Source organism: Microbacterium sp. SMR1, from assembly GCF_003289625.1.
Lineage (GTDB): Bacteria > Actinomycetota > Actinomycetes > Actinomycetales > Microbacteriaceae > Microbacterium > Microbacterium plantarum.
This window is the reverse complement of record NZ_QMBN01000002.1, coordinates 696,284-712,886: the sequence shown is the minus strand read 5'-3', so window position 1 is coordinate 712,886 and position 16,603 is coordinate 696,284. Positions and strand designations below refer to the sequence as shown.

Annotated in this window: 12 protein-coding genes; 8 read left to right on the top strand and 4 right to left on the bottom strand. The window is 70.5% G+C overall.

Features of this window, described 5'->3' with window-relative positions:
- Positions 1-53: 53 nt before the first annotated feature.
- Positions 54-3,959, bottom strand: coding sequence for a glycoside hydrolase (locus tag DO944_RS07985; RefSeq protein WP_146752021.1), 3,906 nt, complete (start codon positions 3,957-3,959; stop codon positions 54-56).
- 112 nt (positions 3,960-4,071) lie between these two features.
- Positions 4,072-5,055, bottom strand: a complete 984-nt coding sequence (locus tag DO944_RS07980; RefSeq protein ID WP_112616349.1) for a LacI family DNA-binding transcriptional regulator — start codon at positions 5,053-5,055, stop codon at positions 4,072-4,074.
- A 171-nt stretch (positions 5,056-5,226) separates the two neighbouring features.
- Here DO944_RS07980 and DO944_RS07975 point away from each other — a divergent pair, with 171 nt between their 5' ends.
- The 6 genes from DO944_RS07975 to galE all read left to right on the top strand — a co-directional run bounded on the left by DO944_RS07975 (position 5,227) and on the right by galE (position 12,860).
- Entirely contained in the window at positions 5,227-6,150 is a 924-nt protein-coding gene (locus DO944_RS07975; RefSeq protein WP_112616347.1) for a carbohydrate ABC transporter permease, read from the top strand.
- Positions 6,147-7,025 (top strand): carbohydrate ABC transporter permease, encoded by an 879-nt coding sequence (locus tag DO944_RS07970; RefSeq protein ID WP_112616345.1) that lies wholly within the window; start codon positions 6,147-6,149, stop codon positions 7,023-7,025. The genes DO944_RS07975 and DO944_RS07970 overlap by 4 nt, the downstream gene beginning before the upstream one ends.
- An 82-nt stretch (positions 7,026-7,107) precedes the next feature.
- A complete protein-coding gene (locus tag DO944_RS07965) occupies positions 7,108-8,454 on the top strand; it encodes a sugar ABC transporter substrate-binding protein (RefSeq protein ID WP_258524614.1) in 1,347 nt (448 codons plus the stop codon).
- Positions 8,455-8,528: 74 nt separating this feature from the next.
- On the top strand, positions 8,529-10,067 hold the full coding sequence (locus DO944_RS07960) for an alpha-N-arabinofuranosidase (RefSeq protein WP_112616341.1): 1,539 nt from the start codon (positions 8,529-8,531) through the stop codon (positions 10,065-10,067).
- Positions 10,064-11,839 carry a beta-galactosidase family protein gene (locus DO944_RS07955; protein ID WP_112616339.1) on the top strand — a complete coding sequence of 592 codons (1,776 nt, stop codon included), beginning with the start codon at positions 10,064-10,066 and terminating at the stop codon, positions 11,837-11,839. Before DO944_RS07960 ends, DO944_RS07955 begins: the two co-directional genes overlap by 4 nt.
- Positions 11,840-11,879: 40 nt before the next feature.
- Entirely contained in the window at positions 11,880-12,860 is a 981-nt protein-coding gene (gene galE, locus DO944_RS07950; RefSeq protein WP_112616962.1) for a UDP-glucose 4-epimerase GalE, read from the top strand.
- An 82-nt stretch (positions 12,861-12,942) separates the two neighbouring features.
- On the opposite strand, the gene DO944_RS07945 is transcribed toward galE, so the two are convergent.
- Positions 12,943-13,914, bottom strand: coding sequence for a LacI family DNA-binding transcriptional regulator (locus tag DO944_RS07945; RefSeq protein WP_181574200.1), 972 nt, complete (start codon positions 13,912-13,914; stop codon positions 12,943-12,945).
- A 76-nt stretch (positions 13,915-13,990) separates the two neighbouring features.
- Here DO944_RS07945 and galT point away from each other — a divergent pair, with 76 nt between their 5' ends.
- Positions 13,991-15,151: a galactose-1-phosphate uridylyltransferase gene (galT, locus tag DO944_RS07940; RefSeq protein ID WP_396652022.1), complete on the top strand. Its 1,161-nt coding sequence runs from the start codon at positions 13,991-13,993 to the stop codon at positions 15,149-15,151.
- On the top strand, positions 15,148-16,338 hold the full coding sequence (galK, locus tag DO944_RS07935; protein WP_112616333.1) for a galactokinase: 1,191 nt from the start codon (positions 15,148-15,150) through the stop codon (positions 16,336-16,338). Before galT ends, galK begins: the two co-directional genes overlap by 4 nt.
- A 59-nt stretch (positions 16,339-16,397) precedes the next feature.
- Here galK and DO944_RS07930 read toward each other — a convergent pair whose 3' ends face one another.
- On the bottom strand, positions 16,398-16,568 hold the full coding sequence (locus DO944_RS07930) for a CsbD family protein (RefSeq protein WP_023952533.1): 171 nt from the start codon (positions 16,566-16,568) through the stop codon (positions 16,398-16,400).
- Between the last annotated feature and the right edge of the window lie 35 nt (positions 16,569-16,603).

Below are 16,603 nucleotides of genomic sequence, written 5' to 3'. Positions count from 1 at the left end.
TCGTCTTATCGATCGGCACGGCCTCGCCGTCGGGCGCTCAGGTCCTCAGGCGCTCAGGCCTGCGCGCGTCGGCGACGCAGCACGAGCGCTCCGGCGCCGAGCATGAGCAGCGCGAGCGCGCCCATCACCGTCGCGGTGATGCCGCCGGCATCCCCTCCCGTGCGTGCGAGATCGCGCGCGTCCGTCGAGGCAGCCGAGCCGTTCGCTCCGGTCCCCGTCGCCGAGCCGCTACCCGAACCCGAACCCGACCCAGCGCCCGAACCCGGAGCGCCGGTGCCGCCGCCGGTGCCACCGTCGGTGCCGCCGCCCGTTCCCGGGTCGACGACGGCGGCGGTCGGGACGATCGCCGCTGAGCGGGCGCTGCCGTCGATGAAGCCGGCCGCCTCGGCGGCCACCTCGACCGAGATCTCCCGGCCTTCGTCGGCGGCCGTCAGCGCGTAGGTGTCGGCGGTGGCGCCATCGATCGCCGCCCCGTCGCGCAGCCAGACGAACGCGCGTGCCGCGTCCGCGGGATCGGTGACGGCCACCGCGCGCACGGTCGCGCCGACGCGCGGCTCGCCCGACACGACCGGCGTCTCGACGCCGACGGCGCGGTTCACGGTCACCGAGTAGGTGCGCGAGGCGCCGTCGGGAGCCGTGACCGTCACGGTTCCGGTGCTGCTGATCACGTCGTCGGCCGCAGGCGCGGCATCCGCCGCCATGCGCTGGACGTCGCCAGCCTGGTCCTCGCCGGGCTGGGTCACGACGACCGTGGCATCGTCGTCGACCGCGAGCGCGTGGAGCATCGGCCACGCGGACCCCGTCGTCGTGACGGTGTACTCCAGCGTGTCGGGCGCGAACCCGTCGACGGGCACGTCGCCGACCGTGAGGCGCGCGAGATCGGCGATCCCGGCCGGCGCCGGTGCTGCGGCGAAGATCTCGACCTCCGACACGATCATGTGCGTGTCGGGACGGGCGTTCAGCACGACGCGCACCTCGTCGGCGGCGCCGGTGACCGGCACCTCGACGCGCGGCGCACCCGCGGTGGGCTCCGGCACCGGAACGAGGTCGCCCTCGACCCAGTCGCCGCCGCTCACGCGGTGGTCGACCCGCATGGTCGCGGGCCAGCTCAGCGAGCTGCCGTCGCGGTAGAACTGCACGGCGACACGCGTCAGGGTCTCGCGCTGCGCCAGGGCGTAGCTCAGGGTGTCCTGCGCGTTCTTCGTGCCCGAGCGCCAGTTCGACCAGCCCTTGTCGGTCGAGCTTCCGTTGATCGTGTTGCTCACCGCGTACTGCGTGCTCTCGGTGAAGGTCGCGCTCGGGCGGCTCTCGGGGGCGACGTTGCGCTCGGACGCGGCCGTGACGATCACGGTCAGCCGCGCGTCGAGCTTCTCGCCGCTCGGGCCCGCGGCCACGCCGGGCACCGAGACCGTGCCGGGCTCGGCGAACGCACCATCGGCGATGCCGTCCCACGCCCACTCGACCGGGACCGGGAAGCCCGCTCCCGAGGGTCGCAGCTCGGCCTCCACGGTGTCGTCGGCCTGGCTCCTGACGGCGTCGAGGGCGCTTCCGGCCGGGACGGTGACGGATGCCGGCCGCGTCGCGGTGTAGGCGCCGATCTCGACGGTCGCGGTCGCTTCGAACGAGCCGCCGAACAGCTCGGTGCCCGTGCCGGTGACCTCCACCGCACCGGGGCGCGAGAAGTCGACACCGTCCAGCTGCCACGTCACCGGCGCCTGTCGCACCGTCCCTCCGACGTAGCGCACGCTCACGGACGCGGGCAGTGTCGGGGCGACGCCGACCGCGGTCGCGACCGTGACGGGCTCGGTGCCCGCGACGCTCGTGCTCGCGATGCGCCACTGCTGGTTCCCGCCGCCGTTCGAGGTCCACAGGCCCACCGCAGCGCCGGACGTCGTGCTGCCGCCGTTCACGTCGAGCACGCGCTCCGCGGCGACGTTGAGCACCGAGTAGTACGTGCCGTCCGTCGTCGAGGCCATCCACTGCAGGGCGGGATCGGCCGCGGCTGCCGCCGGGTCGGCATCCACGAGCGCCGTGGCCGTGCCGCGCGAAGCGAGGAACTGCCCGGAACCGTTCTGCAGCGTGAAGCGGTGGCGGTTGGTGCCCGCGCCCTCGATCGTGCGGACGGTCCAGGCCTGTCCGCGGGCGGCCTCGGCCGTGGTGGCGAGCGAACGGACCGCGAGGCTCGAGCTGCCGTCGAGGGCGAGTCCGCTCTGAAGACCCGTGAGCTGCACCGTCTCGCCGTCGCGGAAGGCCGCGGCATCCGATGAGACGCCCGAGACGCCGTCGATGACGAAGGTCACGACTGACTTGGCGGGCACCGTCAGCGTCGCGGTGCGGGATGCCGCGTCCACGGCGACCGGCTGCCCCTGCCGGAGCGCGTTGACCGAGGGCTCCGCGGCGGTCGACTGCGTCGTCACGATGGGGGTCACGGTCGCCCCGGGGGCCACCGTGCCGAAGTCGCTCAGGTCGATCTCCACCGTGCGTTCGGCGGCCTCGGCGTTGACGTGCACGATCGTGGCGCCCTCGCCGTCGGCGTCGATCGCCGCCGTCGACTGCGCGTTGTCGGTCGCGATCAAGCGGTCGCCGGGGGTGATGTAGTGCGTGAAGTTGCGCACGGTGTTGAACTTCTCGTTCGTCAGCACCTTGCAGGAGGGGTCGGCGTCACCGTCGCGGAGCCGGCGCTCGGACTGCCCCTCGTCGTTGCAGTCGAAGTCGATGAAGACGCTGCCCCAGTTCAGCTTCTCGACCTTCTCCATGTTGTAGAGGTCCTCGACCGGCTGCCAGAACACCCAGGCGTCGGGCTCGAGCTCGCGCAGGTCACCGACGATGTGCTGGGCCATGCCGAGGCCGTTGTCGATGTCGTCGGTGACGAACCCCTTGCTCTGATCGGTCCAGTTGCCCTCGACCTCGCTCATCCACAGCGGCTTGTCGGCGGCCTTGGCGATGTCGCGGACGACCTGGCGCCCGCCGGTGCCGTACGTGTGCACGTTCAGCTGGTCGACGAGGTCCTTCGCCTTCGCAGACCACGTGTTCCAGTTGGTGGCGAAGATGCCGGGGTTGGTCTCGTCCATCGCCGAGATGACCGCGTCGGTGGTCGTCCCCGGCTCCGCGAGGCGGTCGGCGAGGGCGGCGATCATCGCGTCCTGCGCCTCCGGCCCGATGTGCGCACCCTCCTGGCGTCCGCCGGTGGGCCACGTGGCACCGTCGGGGATCTGCGTCGACCAGTAGTTCGTGTTGGGCTCGTTGAACGGGTCGATCGTGTCGAACGAGATGCCGTGAACCCGCTCGAGCTCATCGACGACGTTCACCAGATAGCCGGCGAACTTCTCCATGTCGGCGGGGGCGAGCTGCTCGCTCGTGGCGTTGTTGATCCCACCCGAGACGTAGCCGCTCTGGGTGAGGAAGTAGGGCGGGGAGTTGCTGAACGCCTCCCAGTGCGTGACCTTGTCCTTCAGCGCGCCGAGCCACCAGCGCTGCGCGAGGTCCTGCTCGAAGTCGTACGCGTCGGGGTCATCGGGGTCCCAGGCATCCCGGTACCGGTCGCGGTCGGCGAAGGTCGAGGTGATCGCCCCTTCGTCATCGGTCGCCGGCAGGTTCGGATTCCAGAAGCCGGGAACCGCGCCGCCCGGCCGCAGGTACGGCGGGACGTCGGAGGCGTTGCCGCCGCCGATGTTGTAACGCGCGATGTTGAGGTTCAGGCCTTCGTCGCCGAAGACGGCGTCGAAGAGGTCCTGCCGGACGTCCTCGGGATAGTCGCCGGTCGCGTTGGCGAACCAGACGAGGCTCGTGCCCCATCCCTCGAACGGCTTCTCCGAGGCGGTGGCGGGATTCGGAGTGATCCGCACGGCGGCGGCGTCGGCGGCGTGCACCGGCGGGGGCGCGACGGCGGCCGCAGCGGTGAGCCCACCGGACGCGAGCGCCACCGCGCAGGTCATCGACATCAGTCGAGCTGACTTCATCGTCATTCCTATCCGGTCGCAACGATGCGACCTCAGGGGGGTGATGTTGACGTAAACATGTTGACGTCAACATCGAGCCTAAGGGACGTCTGTGTCCCGGTGCAACGGTTGATCAGCGGCGCGGGCCGGAACTCGCGCGCACGACGAGCTCGGTCGGCACGAGGGTGCGCTCGGCGGGAACCTCTCCCCCGTCGATCTCGGTGAGCAGCGACCGCACGGCGGCCGCACCGATCCGGTCGAAGTGCTGACGTACGGTCGTCAGCGGCGGCCAGAAGTTCGCCGATTCGGGAGCATCGTCGTACCCGACGACGCTGACACTCGCCGGGACGGGACGATCGGCCTCGTGCAGCGCACGCAGCAGCCCGAGCGCCATGCGGTCGTTGGCGACGAAGACCGCCGTCACGCGGTCGTCCCCGGCGAGCGCCCGGCCGATCTCGTAACCCGACTCCGCGGTCCAGTCCCCGACGTGCACCTCGGGCACAGCCGCACCGCGGGCGACGAGCGTGTCGTGCCAGGCGGCTCGCCTGCGCTCGGCGGCGAAGGACTCCCGCGGACCCGAGATGTGACTCACGGTTTCGTGTCCGAGGTCGAGCAGGTGCTCGGTCGCGAGGCGCGCGCCCAGCGTCTGGTCGTTGTCGACGACGGGATACGGGTAATCGGCACTCGAGTCGACCACGACGACGGGGAGTCCCGTCGGCAGCGCCAGCTCGCGCTCGCCCAGACGATGCGTCTCGATCAGGATGATGACGCCGTCGACGGCATGCTCGGCCAGGCGCACGAATGCACCCGAGACGTCGGACTGCGTCGCCGACTGCACCGTGATGACGGTGAGGGAGTACCCCGCCTCGGCGGCGACGGATGCCACGGCGTCGAGCGTGCGCGTGTTGCCGTAGCTCGCGAGCGAGAACATGATCACGCCGATGCTGCGGAAGCGCCCCGAACGCAGTGCACGCGCGGCGCTGTTGGGTCGATAGCCGAGCTGCGCCATCGCATCCTGGACGCGCGCCCGGGTCTCGGGGTCGACGTTCTCGCGGCCGTTCGCGACCCGCGAGACGGTCTGACCCGACACGCCGGCCATCGCCGCCACGTCGGCCATCGACACTTCCCGACGCCGCGGTCGAGCGTCCGGGCGTACGGCTGGCCCTGCTTTACCCATGCCCGGATCCTCCTTGATGTTGACGTTGACATGCTAGCGTCTCCGAGTTATGTTTACGTCAACATCCGCGCTCAATCGACGAGCGCCTGCATCACAGAAGAGGCACGGACGATGACGACCACAACGGCACCCCCTCCCGCCGTGCGCACCGCGCGGAAGCGGCGGCGCGTCAGCGTCGAACAGCGCGGATGGCTCTTCGTGGGCCCCTTCGCGATCGTGTTCGCCCTCGTCTTCCTCGCGCCCCTCGCCTACGCGCTCTACCTCAGCTTCTTCCGCGAGCAGATCGTCGGCGGCAACGCGTTCGTCGGCTTCGAGAACTACCTGACGGCCTTCGCCGACCCGAAGCTGTGGGACGGCTTCCTCCGCGTGCTGCTGTTCCTGCTGATCCAGGTGCCGATCATGCTCGTGCTCGCCCTCGCTGCGGCCCTCGCGATCGACAGCGCGCGCCTGCACGCCTCGGGCTTCTACCGGATCATCATCTTCCTGCCCTACGCCGTGCCCGCCGTCGTCGCGGTCCTCATGTGGGGCTACATCTACGGCGATCAGTTCGGCCTCGCCGGCAACATCAACGATCTGCTCGGTGCCCAGGTCCTGCGACCCTTCCTCCCCGAGTGGATGATGGTCTCGATCGGCAACATCGTGACCTGGCAGTTCGTCGGCTACAACATGCTGATCTTCTACTCGTCGCTCAAGACCATCCCCGGTGAGCTGTACGAGGCGGCATCCCTCGACGGCGCCGGCGCCTGGCGCACGATCCTCTCGATCAAGATCCCCGCTCTGCGCGGCTCGATCGTCATCGCCACGATCTTCTCGATCATCGGCAGCTTCCAGCTCTTCAACGAGCCGAACATCCTCAAGCCCCTGGCCCCGAACACGATCACGACGTTCTTCACGCCGAACATGTACGCGTACAACCTCTCGTTCGCCGGCCAGCAGTACAACTACGCCGCCACCGTCGCGATCATCATGGGCGTCATCACGGCGGTCATCGCCTACGTCGTCCAGTTGCGCGGATCCCGTCAGGAGATGCGATGACCGCTCCCGCCCTCGCCCGCAGCACGCCGTTCGCCCGGCGGAAATCCGTCGTACTCACCGTCGTGATGAGCCTGTTCATCCTCTACACGCTGCTGCCGCTGTTCTGGCTGATCATCAACGCGACGAAGACGCAGGGAGACCTGTTCACGACGTTCGGCCTCTGGTTCGGCGACAGCTTCAACCTGTGGAACAACATCGTCGACACGTTCACCTACCGCGACGGCATCTTCCTGCGGTGGCTCGGCAACACGCTCCTCTATGTCGTCGTCGGCGCGGGCGGAGCCACGGTGCTGGCCACAATGGCGGGCTACGGCCTGGCGAAGTACAACTTCCGCGGCCGCAAGGCGGTCTTCGCCGTCGTCATCGGCGCCGTCGCCGTTCCCGGCACCGCCCTCGCGGTCCCCACGTTCCTCATGTTCAGCCAGCTGGGCCTGACGAACACCCCGTGGGCGATCATCATCCCCTCGCTCATCAGCCCCTTCGGCCTGTACCTGATGTGGGTGTTCGCCAGCGACGCCGTTCCCACCGAGCTGCTCGAGGCCGCTCGGATGGACGGCGCCAGCGAGATGCGCACGTTCTTCACCATCTCGACCAAGCTCCTCATGCCCGGCATCGTCACCGTGCTGCTGTTCGCGGTCGTCGCCACGTGGAACAACTACTTCCTCCCACTCATCATGCTCAGCGACCCCGCCTGGTACCCGCTCACCGTCGGGCTCAACCAGTGGAACGCCCAGGCCACCGGAGCCGCGGCGCAGCCGATCTACAACCTGGTGATCACCGGATCGCTGTTGTCGATCATCCCGATCGTGGTGGCCTTCCTCATGCTGCAGCGCTTCTGGCAGTCCGGTCTGAGCGCCGGCAGCGTCAAGCAGTGAGCACACCCCCGAAGACCCTGTATTCCGCACCACCTGAATCCACAACAACCCGAATCCACAACAACGAAGTGAAGGAACTCCCATGACACCCATGCGCAAGGGATCGGCGCTGCGTCGCGCCGCATCCGTCGTGGCCCTGACCGCAGCCGCCGGCCTCGTGCTGGCCGCCTGCTCGTCCTCCGGCCCCGCCGCGGGCGGCGGCAACCCCGACGATCTCGACGCGGCCCTGAAGGCCGGCGGTGAGATCACCTACTGGTCGTGGACCCCGTCCGCCGAGGCGCAGGCCGAGGCGTTCATGAAGAAGTACCCCGAGGTCAAGGTCAACGTCGTCAACGCGGGCACCAACACCGAGGAGTACACCAAGCTCCAGAACGCGATCAAGGCCGGCTCGGGCGCCCCCGACGTCGTGCAGATCGAGTACTACGCCTTCCCCCAGTTCGCCCTCACCGACGGGCTGCTCGACCTCGCACCCTACGGCTTCGGCGACCTCGAGAGCGACTACACCGCCTCGACGTGGAACTCCGTCGACTTCGACGGCAAGATCTACGGCCTCCCGCAGGACTCGGGCCCCATGGCGCTGTTCTACAACAAGGCGGTCTTCGACCAGTACGGCCTGACGGTCCCGACGACGTGGGACGAGTACATCGCCACCGCGCGTCAGCTCACCGCCGCCGACCCGACGAAGAAGATCACGAACGACACCGGTGACGCCGGCTTCGCCACCAGCATGATCTGGCAGGCGGGCGGCCAGCCGTTCTCCGCCGATGGCACCGACGTGACGATCAACGTCGCCGACGATGGCTCGAAGAAGTGGGCCGACACCTGGAACACGCTCGTCGAGGACGACCTGATCGCCAGCACCCCGAGCTGGAGCGACGAGTGGTTCAAGGGCCTCGGCGACGGCTCGATCGCGACCCTCGTCATCGGCGCCTGGATGCCCGGCAACCTCGAGTCGTCGGTGGCCGACGCGGCGGGCGACTGGCGCGTGGCTCCCATGCCGACCTACGACGGCACCCCGGTCTCGGCCGAGAACGGCGGCGGCGGCCAGGCGGTCACGAAGCAGAGCGAGAACCCGGCGCTCGCCGCCGCGTTCCTGAAGTGGCTGAACAACGACGAGGAGAGCCTGACGATCTTCGCCGAGAGCGGCGGCTTCCCCTCGACGACCGCGCAGCTCGAGTCGGATGAGTTCCTGAACAAGGCACCCGAGTACTTCGGCGGCCAGAAGATCAACGAGGTGCTCGTGCAGGCGGCCAAGGACGTGCGTCCCGGCTGGCAGTACCTGCCCTTCCAGGTGTACGCGAACAGCATCTTCAGCGACACCGTCGGGCAGTCCTACGCCTCGAAGTCCGACCTGAACGAGGGCCTCGCCACGTGGCAGGACCAGCTCGTGCAGTACGGCAACGACCAGGGCTTCACCGTCAACAAGTGACGCCCGACGAGGGGCGGGTCGCATCGAGCTTCGGTCCGGCCCGCCCCTCGCCATGTCCCCTCAGGAGAAGAGCAATGACCTCCCCCACCCGCATCTCGCTCGACACGGCCGCACCCGGGCCCGTTGTCCCGCGCCGGCTCTTCGGCACCTTCGTCGAGCACATGGGCCGCTGCGTCTACGACGGCATCTTCGAGCCGGGTCACGCCACGGCCGACGACGCCGGCTTCCGCGCCGACGTCCTCGAGCTCGTGCGTGAGCTGGGCGCGACCGTCGTGCGCTATCCCGGGGGCAACTTCGTCTCGGGCTACCGGTGGGAGGACGGCGTCGGCCCGCGCGGCCAGCGCCCCGTGCGCCTGGATGCCGCATGGCACAGCACCGAGACCAACCAGGTCGGGCTGCACGAGTTCGCCGCGTGGGCCGAGCAGGCGGGGCTCGAGCTCATGGAGGCCGTGAACCTCGGCACGCGCGGCGTCGCCGAGGCCGCCGACCTGCTCGAGTACGCCAATCACCCGGGCGGCACCGCCCTGTCGGAGCGCCGCCGCGAGAACGGGCGCGCCGAGCCCTTCGGCATCCGGCTCTGGTGCCTGGGCAACGAGATGGACGGCCCCTGGCAGATCGGCCACAAGACCGCCGACGAGTACGGCCGCCTCGCTGCCGAGAGCGCCCGACTCATGCGGTTCATCGATCCCGACATCGAGCTCGTCGCCGCGGGCAGCTCGAACCACGAGATGCCGACCTTCGGCGAGTGGGAGCGCACCGTGCTCCGTCACACCGCGGGGCTCGTCGACCACATCTCCGTGCACGCCTACTACGAGGAGACCCCGGGCGACCCCGCGAGCTTCCTCGCCTCCGGCGCCGCGCTCGACGCCTACATCGGCGAAGTCGCCGGCATCATCGACGAGGTGCGCGCCGAGCGCGGCATCACCGACCCCATCGGCATCAGCGTCGACGAGTGGAACGTCTGGAACCAGACCCGCTGGAACGAGGTCGACAAGCCCGAGGTGTTCACGGGCGACTGGCCCGTCGCCCCGCGCCTCATCGAGGACGACTACACCGTCACGGATGCCGTCGTCGTCGGGTCCCTCCTCATCACGATGCTCCGCCGCGCCGACCGCGTCTCGATGGCGAATCTCGCGCAGCTCGTCAACGTCATCGCGCCGATCCGCACCGAGCCGGGCGGCGCGGCCTGGCGGCAGACCACCTTCTTCCCCTTCCAGCTGACCGCGGCCGCGGCATCCGGCCACGTCGTGGTGCCGGTCATCGACACTGGCGTCATCCCGACCGCGCGCTACGGCGACGTGGGCGCCGTCGACGCCGTTGCGACGATCGCCGGCGACGAGCTGTCGATCTTCCTCGTGCACCGCGGGCTCGACGCCGAGACACCCGTCACGATCGATCTGGACCGCTCGGCCGCGGGCGCCGAGGCGCTCGTGCTGACCGTCCCCGCCGGCGGCGACCGGCACACCGTCAACAGCGCGTCGTCGCAGCCCGTCGCGCCGGCATCCCTCGCCGTCGACATCCGCGACAGCTCCGTGACCCTGACCCTTCCCCCGCTCTCCTGGGCGCGCGTGACCGTGCGCCTGAACCCCGGAACGAATCGAGTGACCGCGTGACGACCTTCAGCATCGGCGAGACCGACTTCCTCCTCGACGGGCGCCCCCACCGGGTCATCGCGGGAGCCCTGCACTACTTCCGCATCCACCCGGACCACTGGGCCGACCGCATCCGCAAGGCGCGGCTCATGGGGCTCAACACGATCGAGACGTACGTCGCCTGGAACGCCCACGAGCCGGTGCGCGGCGAATGGGATGCCACGGGCTGGAACGACCTGGGGCGCTTCCTCGACCTCATCGCGGCCGAGGGCATGCACGCGATCGTCCGCCCCGGCCCGTACATCTGCGCCGAGTGGCACAACGGCGGACTTCCGGTGTGGCTCACCAGCACGCCCGGCATCGGGCTGCGCCGTTCCGAGCCGCAGTACCTCGAGGCGGTGAGCACCTACTTGCGCCGGGTCTACGAGATCGTCGCCCCGCGTCAGATCGATCGCGGCGGCAACGTCGTGCTCGTGCAGATCGAGAACGAGTACGGCGCCTACGGCTCCGACCACGACTACCTCCGCACGCTCACCGAGCTCACCCGCGCCTGCGACATCACCGTGCCGCTGACGACCGTCGACCAGCCCGAGCCCCACATGCTCGCGGCCGGCACGCTGCCCGACCTGCACACGACCGGATCGTTCGGCTCGCGCGCCACCGAGCGCCTCGCGACGCTGCGCGAGCACCAGCCGACGGGGCCGCTGATGTGCTCGGAGTTCTGGGACGGTTGGTTCGACTGGTGGGGCGGGGTGCACCACACCACGGATGCCGCGGCCTCAGCGTCCGAGCTCGACGCGCTGCTCGCCGCGGGAGCGTCGGTGAACATCTACATGCTCCACGGCGGCACGAACTTCGGCACCACGAACGGCGCGAACGACAAGGGCCGCTACGCCCCCATCGTCACCTCGTACGACTACGACGCTCCGCTGGACGAATCGGGCCACCCGACCGAGAAGTACCACGCGTTCCGCGAGGTCATCGCCCGGTACGCCCCGGTCCCCGACGAGGTTCCGCCGGCTCGGCCCGAGGCTCCCGTCCTGTCGGTTCCGCTGCGGACGACGGGCGATTGGCTTCCCGCGGCGGATGCTGCCGCGGGTGCCGGCGCGGGTGCCGGCGCGGGTGCGGCGGTCACTCCCCCCACGTTCGAGCAGCTCGGACAGCTCGGACCCCTCGTGCGTTACGACATCGCGCTGCCCGCCGAGCCGTTCGGTGATTCCGACAGCGCCGTGCTCGCCTTCGCGGAGGTCCGCGACCTCGCCTGGGTCGCGGTCGACGGCGCGCCGATCGGCCGCCTGCAGCGCGCGCTGCACGAGCGGTCGCTGCCGATCCCCCGCGGGTCGCGGCTGACGGTGCTCGTCGAGGACCAGGGCCGCGTGAACTACGACGTCCGTCTCGGCGAGAACAAGGGCCTCGTCGGCCCCGTCACCCTCGGCGGACACGAGCTCTCCGGCTGGACGGCGCAGCCCGTCGACCTCGCGGGCGTCGCCGCCGGCATCGCCCGGGCGTCCGGCCACGCCGTCGCCGGACGCACCGGCCTCGTGGGCACGTTCGACCTCGACGAGCCCGCCGACCTCTTCCTCGACACGGATGCCTGGAGCAAGGGCTACGCGTTCGTGAACGGGTTCTTCCTCGGCCGGTACTGGCGCAACGGCCCGCAGCGCACGCTCTACGTTCCCGCTCCCGCGACCCGCGCCGGAGCGAACGAGGTCGTCGTCGTCGAGCTCGAGCACGTCATCGACCCCGTCGCCGCCTTCGTCGCCGCGCCCGACCTCGGCCACCGCGAGGAGTGACCGTGAGGGAGCCCCGCCAGGATCGGGCAGGATGGATGTCATGAGCTGGATGGTCACCGGTGGTGCTGGATACATCGGCGCGCATGTCGTGCGCGCCCTCGCCGCGGCGGGCCTCGACCCCGTCGTCCTCGACGATCTGTCGAGCGGGCACGCCGGGTTCGTCCCCGAAGGCGTGCCGTTCGTCCGCGGCTCGATCCTCGACCGCCCGCTCGTCGAGGGCGCCCTGCGCGAGCACGGCGTCGAGGGCGTCATCCACGTCGCCGGCTACAAGTACGCCGGCGTCTCCGTGACGCGCCCGCTGCACACCTACGCGCAGAACGTCGAGGGCACGCGGATCGTGCTCGAGGCGATGGAGACCGCGGGCGTCGACAAGATCGTCTTCTCCTCCAGCGCCGCCGTCTACGGCACCCCCGACGTGCCGCTCGTCACGGAGGACCTGCCCAAGCGTCCCGCGTCGCCCTACGGCGAGTCGAAGCTCATCGGCGAGTGGCTGCTGCGCGACCAGGCGGTCGCGACCGCGGACTCCCCCGCACCCTTGCGCCACACCTCGCTGCGCTACTTCAACGTCGTGGGCTCGGGCGATCCGTCCGTCTACGACACGAGCCCCCACAACCTCTTCCCCATCGTCTTCGAGAAGCTGATCGCCGGTGAGATCCCGCAGATCAACGGCGACGACTACGACACCGAAGACGGCACGAACGTGCGCGACTACGTCCACGTCGCCGACATCGCCGCGGCCCACGTCGTCGCCGCCCAGCGCCTCGCGGCCGGCGAGAACGTCGAGCCGGCCTACAACCTCGGGTCGCAGAACGGCCTCTCGGTCCGCGAGATCATGGACGCGATGGCCCGCGTGACCGGCATCGACTTCACGCCGAGGGTCGGCCCCCGCCGGCCCGGCGACCCCGACCGCATCGTCGCCACCGGAGAGCTCGCCGCCCGCGACCTCGAATGGGCGAATCGCTACTCGGTCGACGAGATGGTCCGCACCGGCTGGGAGGCCCGCCGCGCGGCATCCGTCTGACCCGCTCGCCGAGCGCGGGGATCAGGCGCAGTTCCGGGGATGACGCGCGGTTCGAACCGCGTCGGACACCCCGAACTGCGCCTCATTCCGCCGCGAGACCGCGTACCGAGCTCGCGCGGACCACGAGTTCCGTGGGAACGGTGCGCAACGCGGCCGTTGAGCCCGACTCGATGACCTCCACGAGCGCCTCGACGGCGCGGGCGCCGAGGGCGTCGAAGTCCTGGCGGACGGTCGTCAACGGAGGCCGGTACTCCGCGGCATCCACGACGTCGTCGAACCCGACGATAGCGACGTCGTCCGGCACAGCGCGACCGGCGTCGCTGAACGCCCGCAGCAGGCCGAGCGCCATCTGGTCGTTGGCGGCGAACACCGCCGTGGCGCCCGCGAACCCCGCTCCCGCCGCGTGACCGCCGCGCGAGGTCCAGTCGCCGCGGACGACCTCGGGCGCGACGGCATCCGCGTCGATCAGCGCCTCGCGCCAGCCGCGTTCGCGCTCTTGCGCCGCGAACGACGCCTCGGGCCCCGCGAGGTGGTGCACCGTCGCGTGCCCCAGCTCGAGCAGGTGCTGCGTCGCCTGCCGGGCGCCGCCCGCGTGATCGGTCTGCACGATCGCGAAACGGTCGTCCGGCGGCGAGTCGACCACGACGAGGCGCAGGTCGGCGGGCGGTGCGGTGTCACGAGCGAGCCGCGTCGCCTCGTTGAGCACGATCGCCCCGTCGACGCCCTGGTCGCGCAGCTGCGCGAAGGCCTCCGCGATGTCGCGCGCTCCGGCGACCGTCACCACGGCGAGGGCGTAGTCGCGCTCGCCCGCCGCGTCGGCGATGGCCTGCAGCATGCGGGAGTTGCCGACCGAGGCGAGCGTCGAGACGACGAGGCCGATCGTGCGGGTCTGGCCGGTGCGCAGGGCCCGCGCGGCGCGATGCATGCGGTAGCCGAGCGCCGCCATGGACGCCTCGACCCGGGCCCGCGTCGCGGGGTCGACGCGCGGGCTTCCGTTGGCCACGCGCGAGACGGTCTGCGCCGAGACGCCCGCGTGGGCCGCCACTTGGGCCATCGACACCCGCATGCCGGTCCTCTCGTCGGGGTGTGTTGACGATATCACGCCCGGAATGTACCGTGTTATCGTGAACATCAGCGCTCCTCCCGCCGTGCCGCTCGGCGCGGGCGTCGTCAAACGCTCCACGCGACTCGACGACGGCCGCGAGCTCATCTACTACGACGACCCCGAGACGACGCTCGACTCCGAGCGAGCGGTCGACGCCCGCACCCTGGACCCGCGCCCCGAGACCGCGACGATGCGGCAGGACGTCCTGACGGGTGACTGGATCTCGATCGCCGCATCCCGGCAGAACCGCGCCTTCCTGCCCCCGGCCGAGCTCGACCCGCTCGCCCCGCAGACACCCACCAACCCTTCCGAGATCCCGTCGCGCTACGACGTCGCCGTCTTCGAGAACAAGTCGCCGTCGTTCGGTCCCGCCCTCGCCGAGGCGTTCGGCGGCGCGCCCGCGGCATCCGATCCTCCCCGCGGCATCGATGACCTCGCCCACCTCGGCCTCGGCCGCACCCGCACGAGCGTCGGACGCACCGAGGTCGTGTGCTTCTCTCCCGAGCACGCCGGATCGTTCGGCACCCAGACGGTCACCCGCGCCCGCACCGTCATCGAGGCGTGGGCCGACCGCACGGCCGCGCTCTCGACGCTCCCCGGCATCGAGCAGGTGTTCCCGTTCGAGAACCGCGGCGAGGCGATCGGCGTCACGCTGCCGCATCCGCACGGGCAGATCTACGCCTACCCGTACATCACGCCCCGCACGACCCGCTTGCTCGACTCGATCGACCGCACGGCTCCCGACCTGTTCCAGCGCATCCTCGAGTTCGAGCAGGCCGGCCCGCGGGTCGTGCTCAGCGGCGAGCACTGGACGGCGTTCGTCCCGTTCGCCGCGCGCTGGCCGATCGAGGTGCACCTGCTCCCCCACCGGCACGTCGCCGACTTCGCCGAGACGAACGACGCCGAGCGAGACGAACTCGCCCCGCTCTACCTGCGCCTGCTGCGCGGCATCGACGCGCTGTACGACACCCCGACGCCATACATCGCCGCGTGGCACCAGGCTCCGGTCCGCCATGCGCGCGACACCGCGCGTCTGCACCTGCAGCTCACGAGCCCGCGCCGCGCCGCCGACAAGCTCAAGTTCCTCGCCGGTTCCGAGGCGGCCATGGGCGCCTGGATCGGCGACATCCCGCCCGAGACCGCGGCCGCGCGTATCCGCGAGGCCGTAGAAGGAGTGCCCCTGTGACCGACACCGTTCCGCGCACCGATGCGCGCGACCTCCTGACCTCGCTCGGCGCGACCACGACGAGCGAGTGGTCGGCGCCCGGCCGCGTCAACCTCATCGGCGAGCACACCGACTACAACGACGGCTTCGTGTTCCCGTTCGCCACGCCCCACCGCACGCACGTGGCGCTCGCTACCCGCGACGACGGCCGGCTGCGCGTCATCTCGACGTTCGACACGGTGCCGGTCGAGGTGGCGATCGCCGACCTCGACGCGATCTTCCCGACCACGGGCGGCGAGCACGCCGTGCCCGAGTGGTCCGCATACCCGCTCGGCGTCGCCTGGGCATTGATCCAGGCCGCCGGCGCAGACCCGACCGCGCTGACCGGCGCCGATCTCGCGTTCGCGTCGAACGTGCCGGTCGGCGCAGGCCTGTCGTCGTCCGCGGCGATCGAGGGCGCCACCGCCTCAGCACTCAACGAGCTGTGGAACCTCGGACTCGACTCCGTCGCGCTCGCGCAGGTGGGCCGTCGCGCCGAGAACGAGGCCGTCGGCGCTCCCACCGGAATCATGGACCAGATGGCGTCGATGCTCGGCGAGCCGGATGCCGCCACCTTCCTCGACTGCCGTTCGCTCGAGACCGATGAGGTCGAGCTCGGCTTCGCCGCCGCGGGGCTCACGCTGCTGGTCATGGACACCAACGTCAAGCACGCGCACTCCACCGGTGGCTACGGCGAGCGCCGCGCTTCGTGCGAGAAGGGCGCGCGGGTCATGGGCGTCCCGATGCTGCGCGACCTGTCGGTCGGCGACCTCGACCGTGCCGCCGAGCTGCTCGACGACGTCACTTTCCGCCGGGTCCGCCACATCGTCACCGAGAACCAGCGTGTGCTCGACACGGTGCAGACCCTCCGGGAGCAGGGGCCACGAGCGATCGGGTCGCTGCTGGACGCCTCGCACACCTCGATGCGCGACGACTTCGAGATCTCCGTCCCCGAGCTCGACCTCGCCGTCGAGACCGCCCGCGCGGCCGGCGCCATCGGCGCGCGCATGACCGGCGGCGGCTTCGGCGGTGCGGCGATCGCACTCGTCGAGACCGCCGCCGTCGACGACGTGGCTGATGCCGTCGAGAAGGCGTTCGCTGCCGCCGGGTACGCGACCCCGACGATCTTCCCCGTCAGCCCGTCGGCCGGCGCACGCCGCGACGGCTGACACGACGAGACCACAAGAGGGGGATGCCGACACGGCATCCCCCTCTGCAGTCACGCGGCTTACTTGAAGGCGTCCTTGACGTCTTCGCCCGTCTTCTTCGCCTCGGCCTTGACCTGATCGGCCTTGCCCTCGGCTTCGAGCTTGTCGTTGTCTGTCGCCTTGCCGATGGCTTCCTTCGCCTTGCCGGCGATGTCCTGGGCGGCGTTCTTGATCTTGTCGTCGAGACCCATGATGGGCTCCTCTCTTTCGGTGGTGGCGCCCCGCG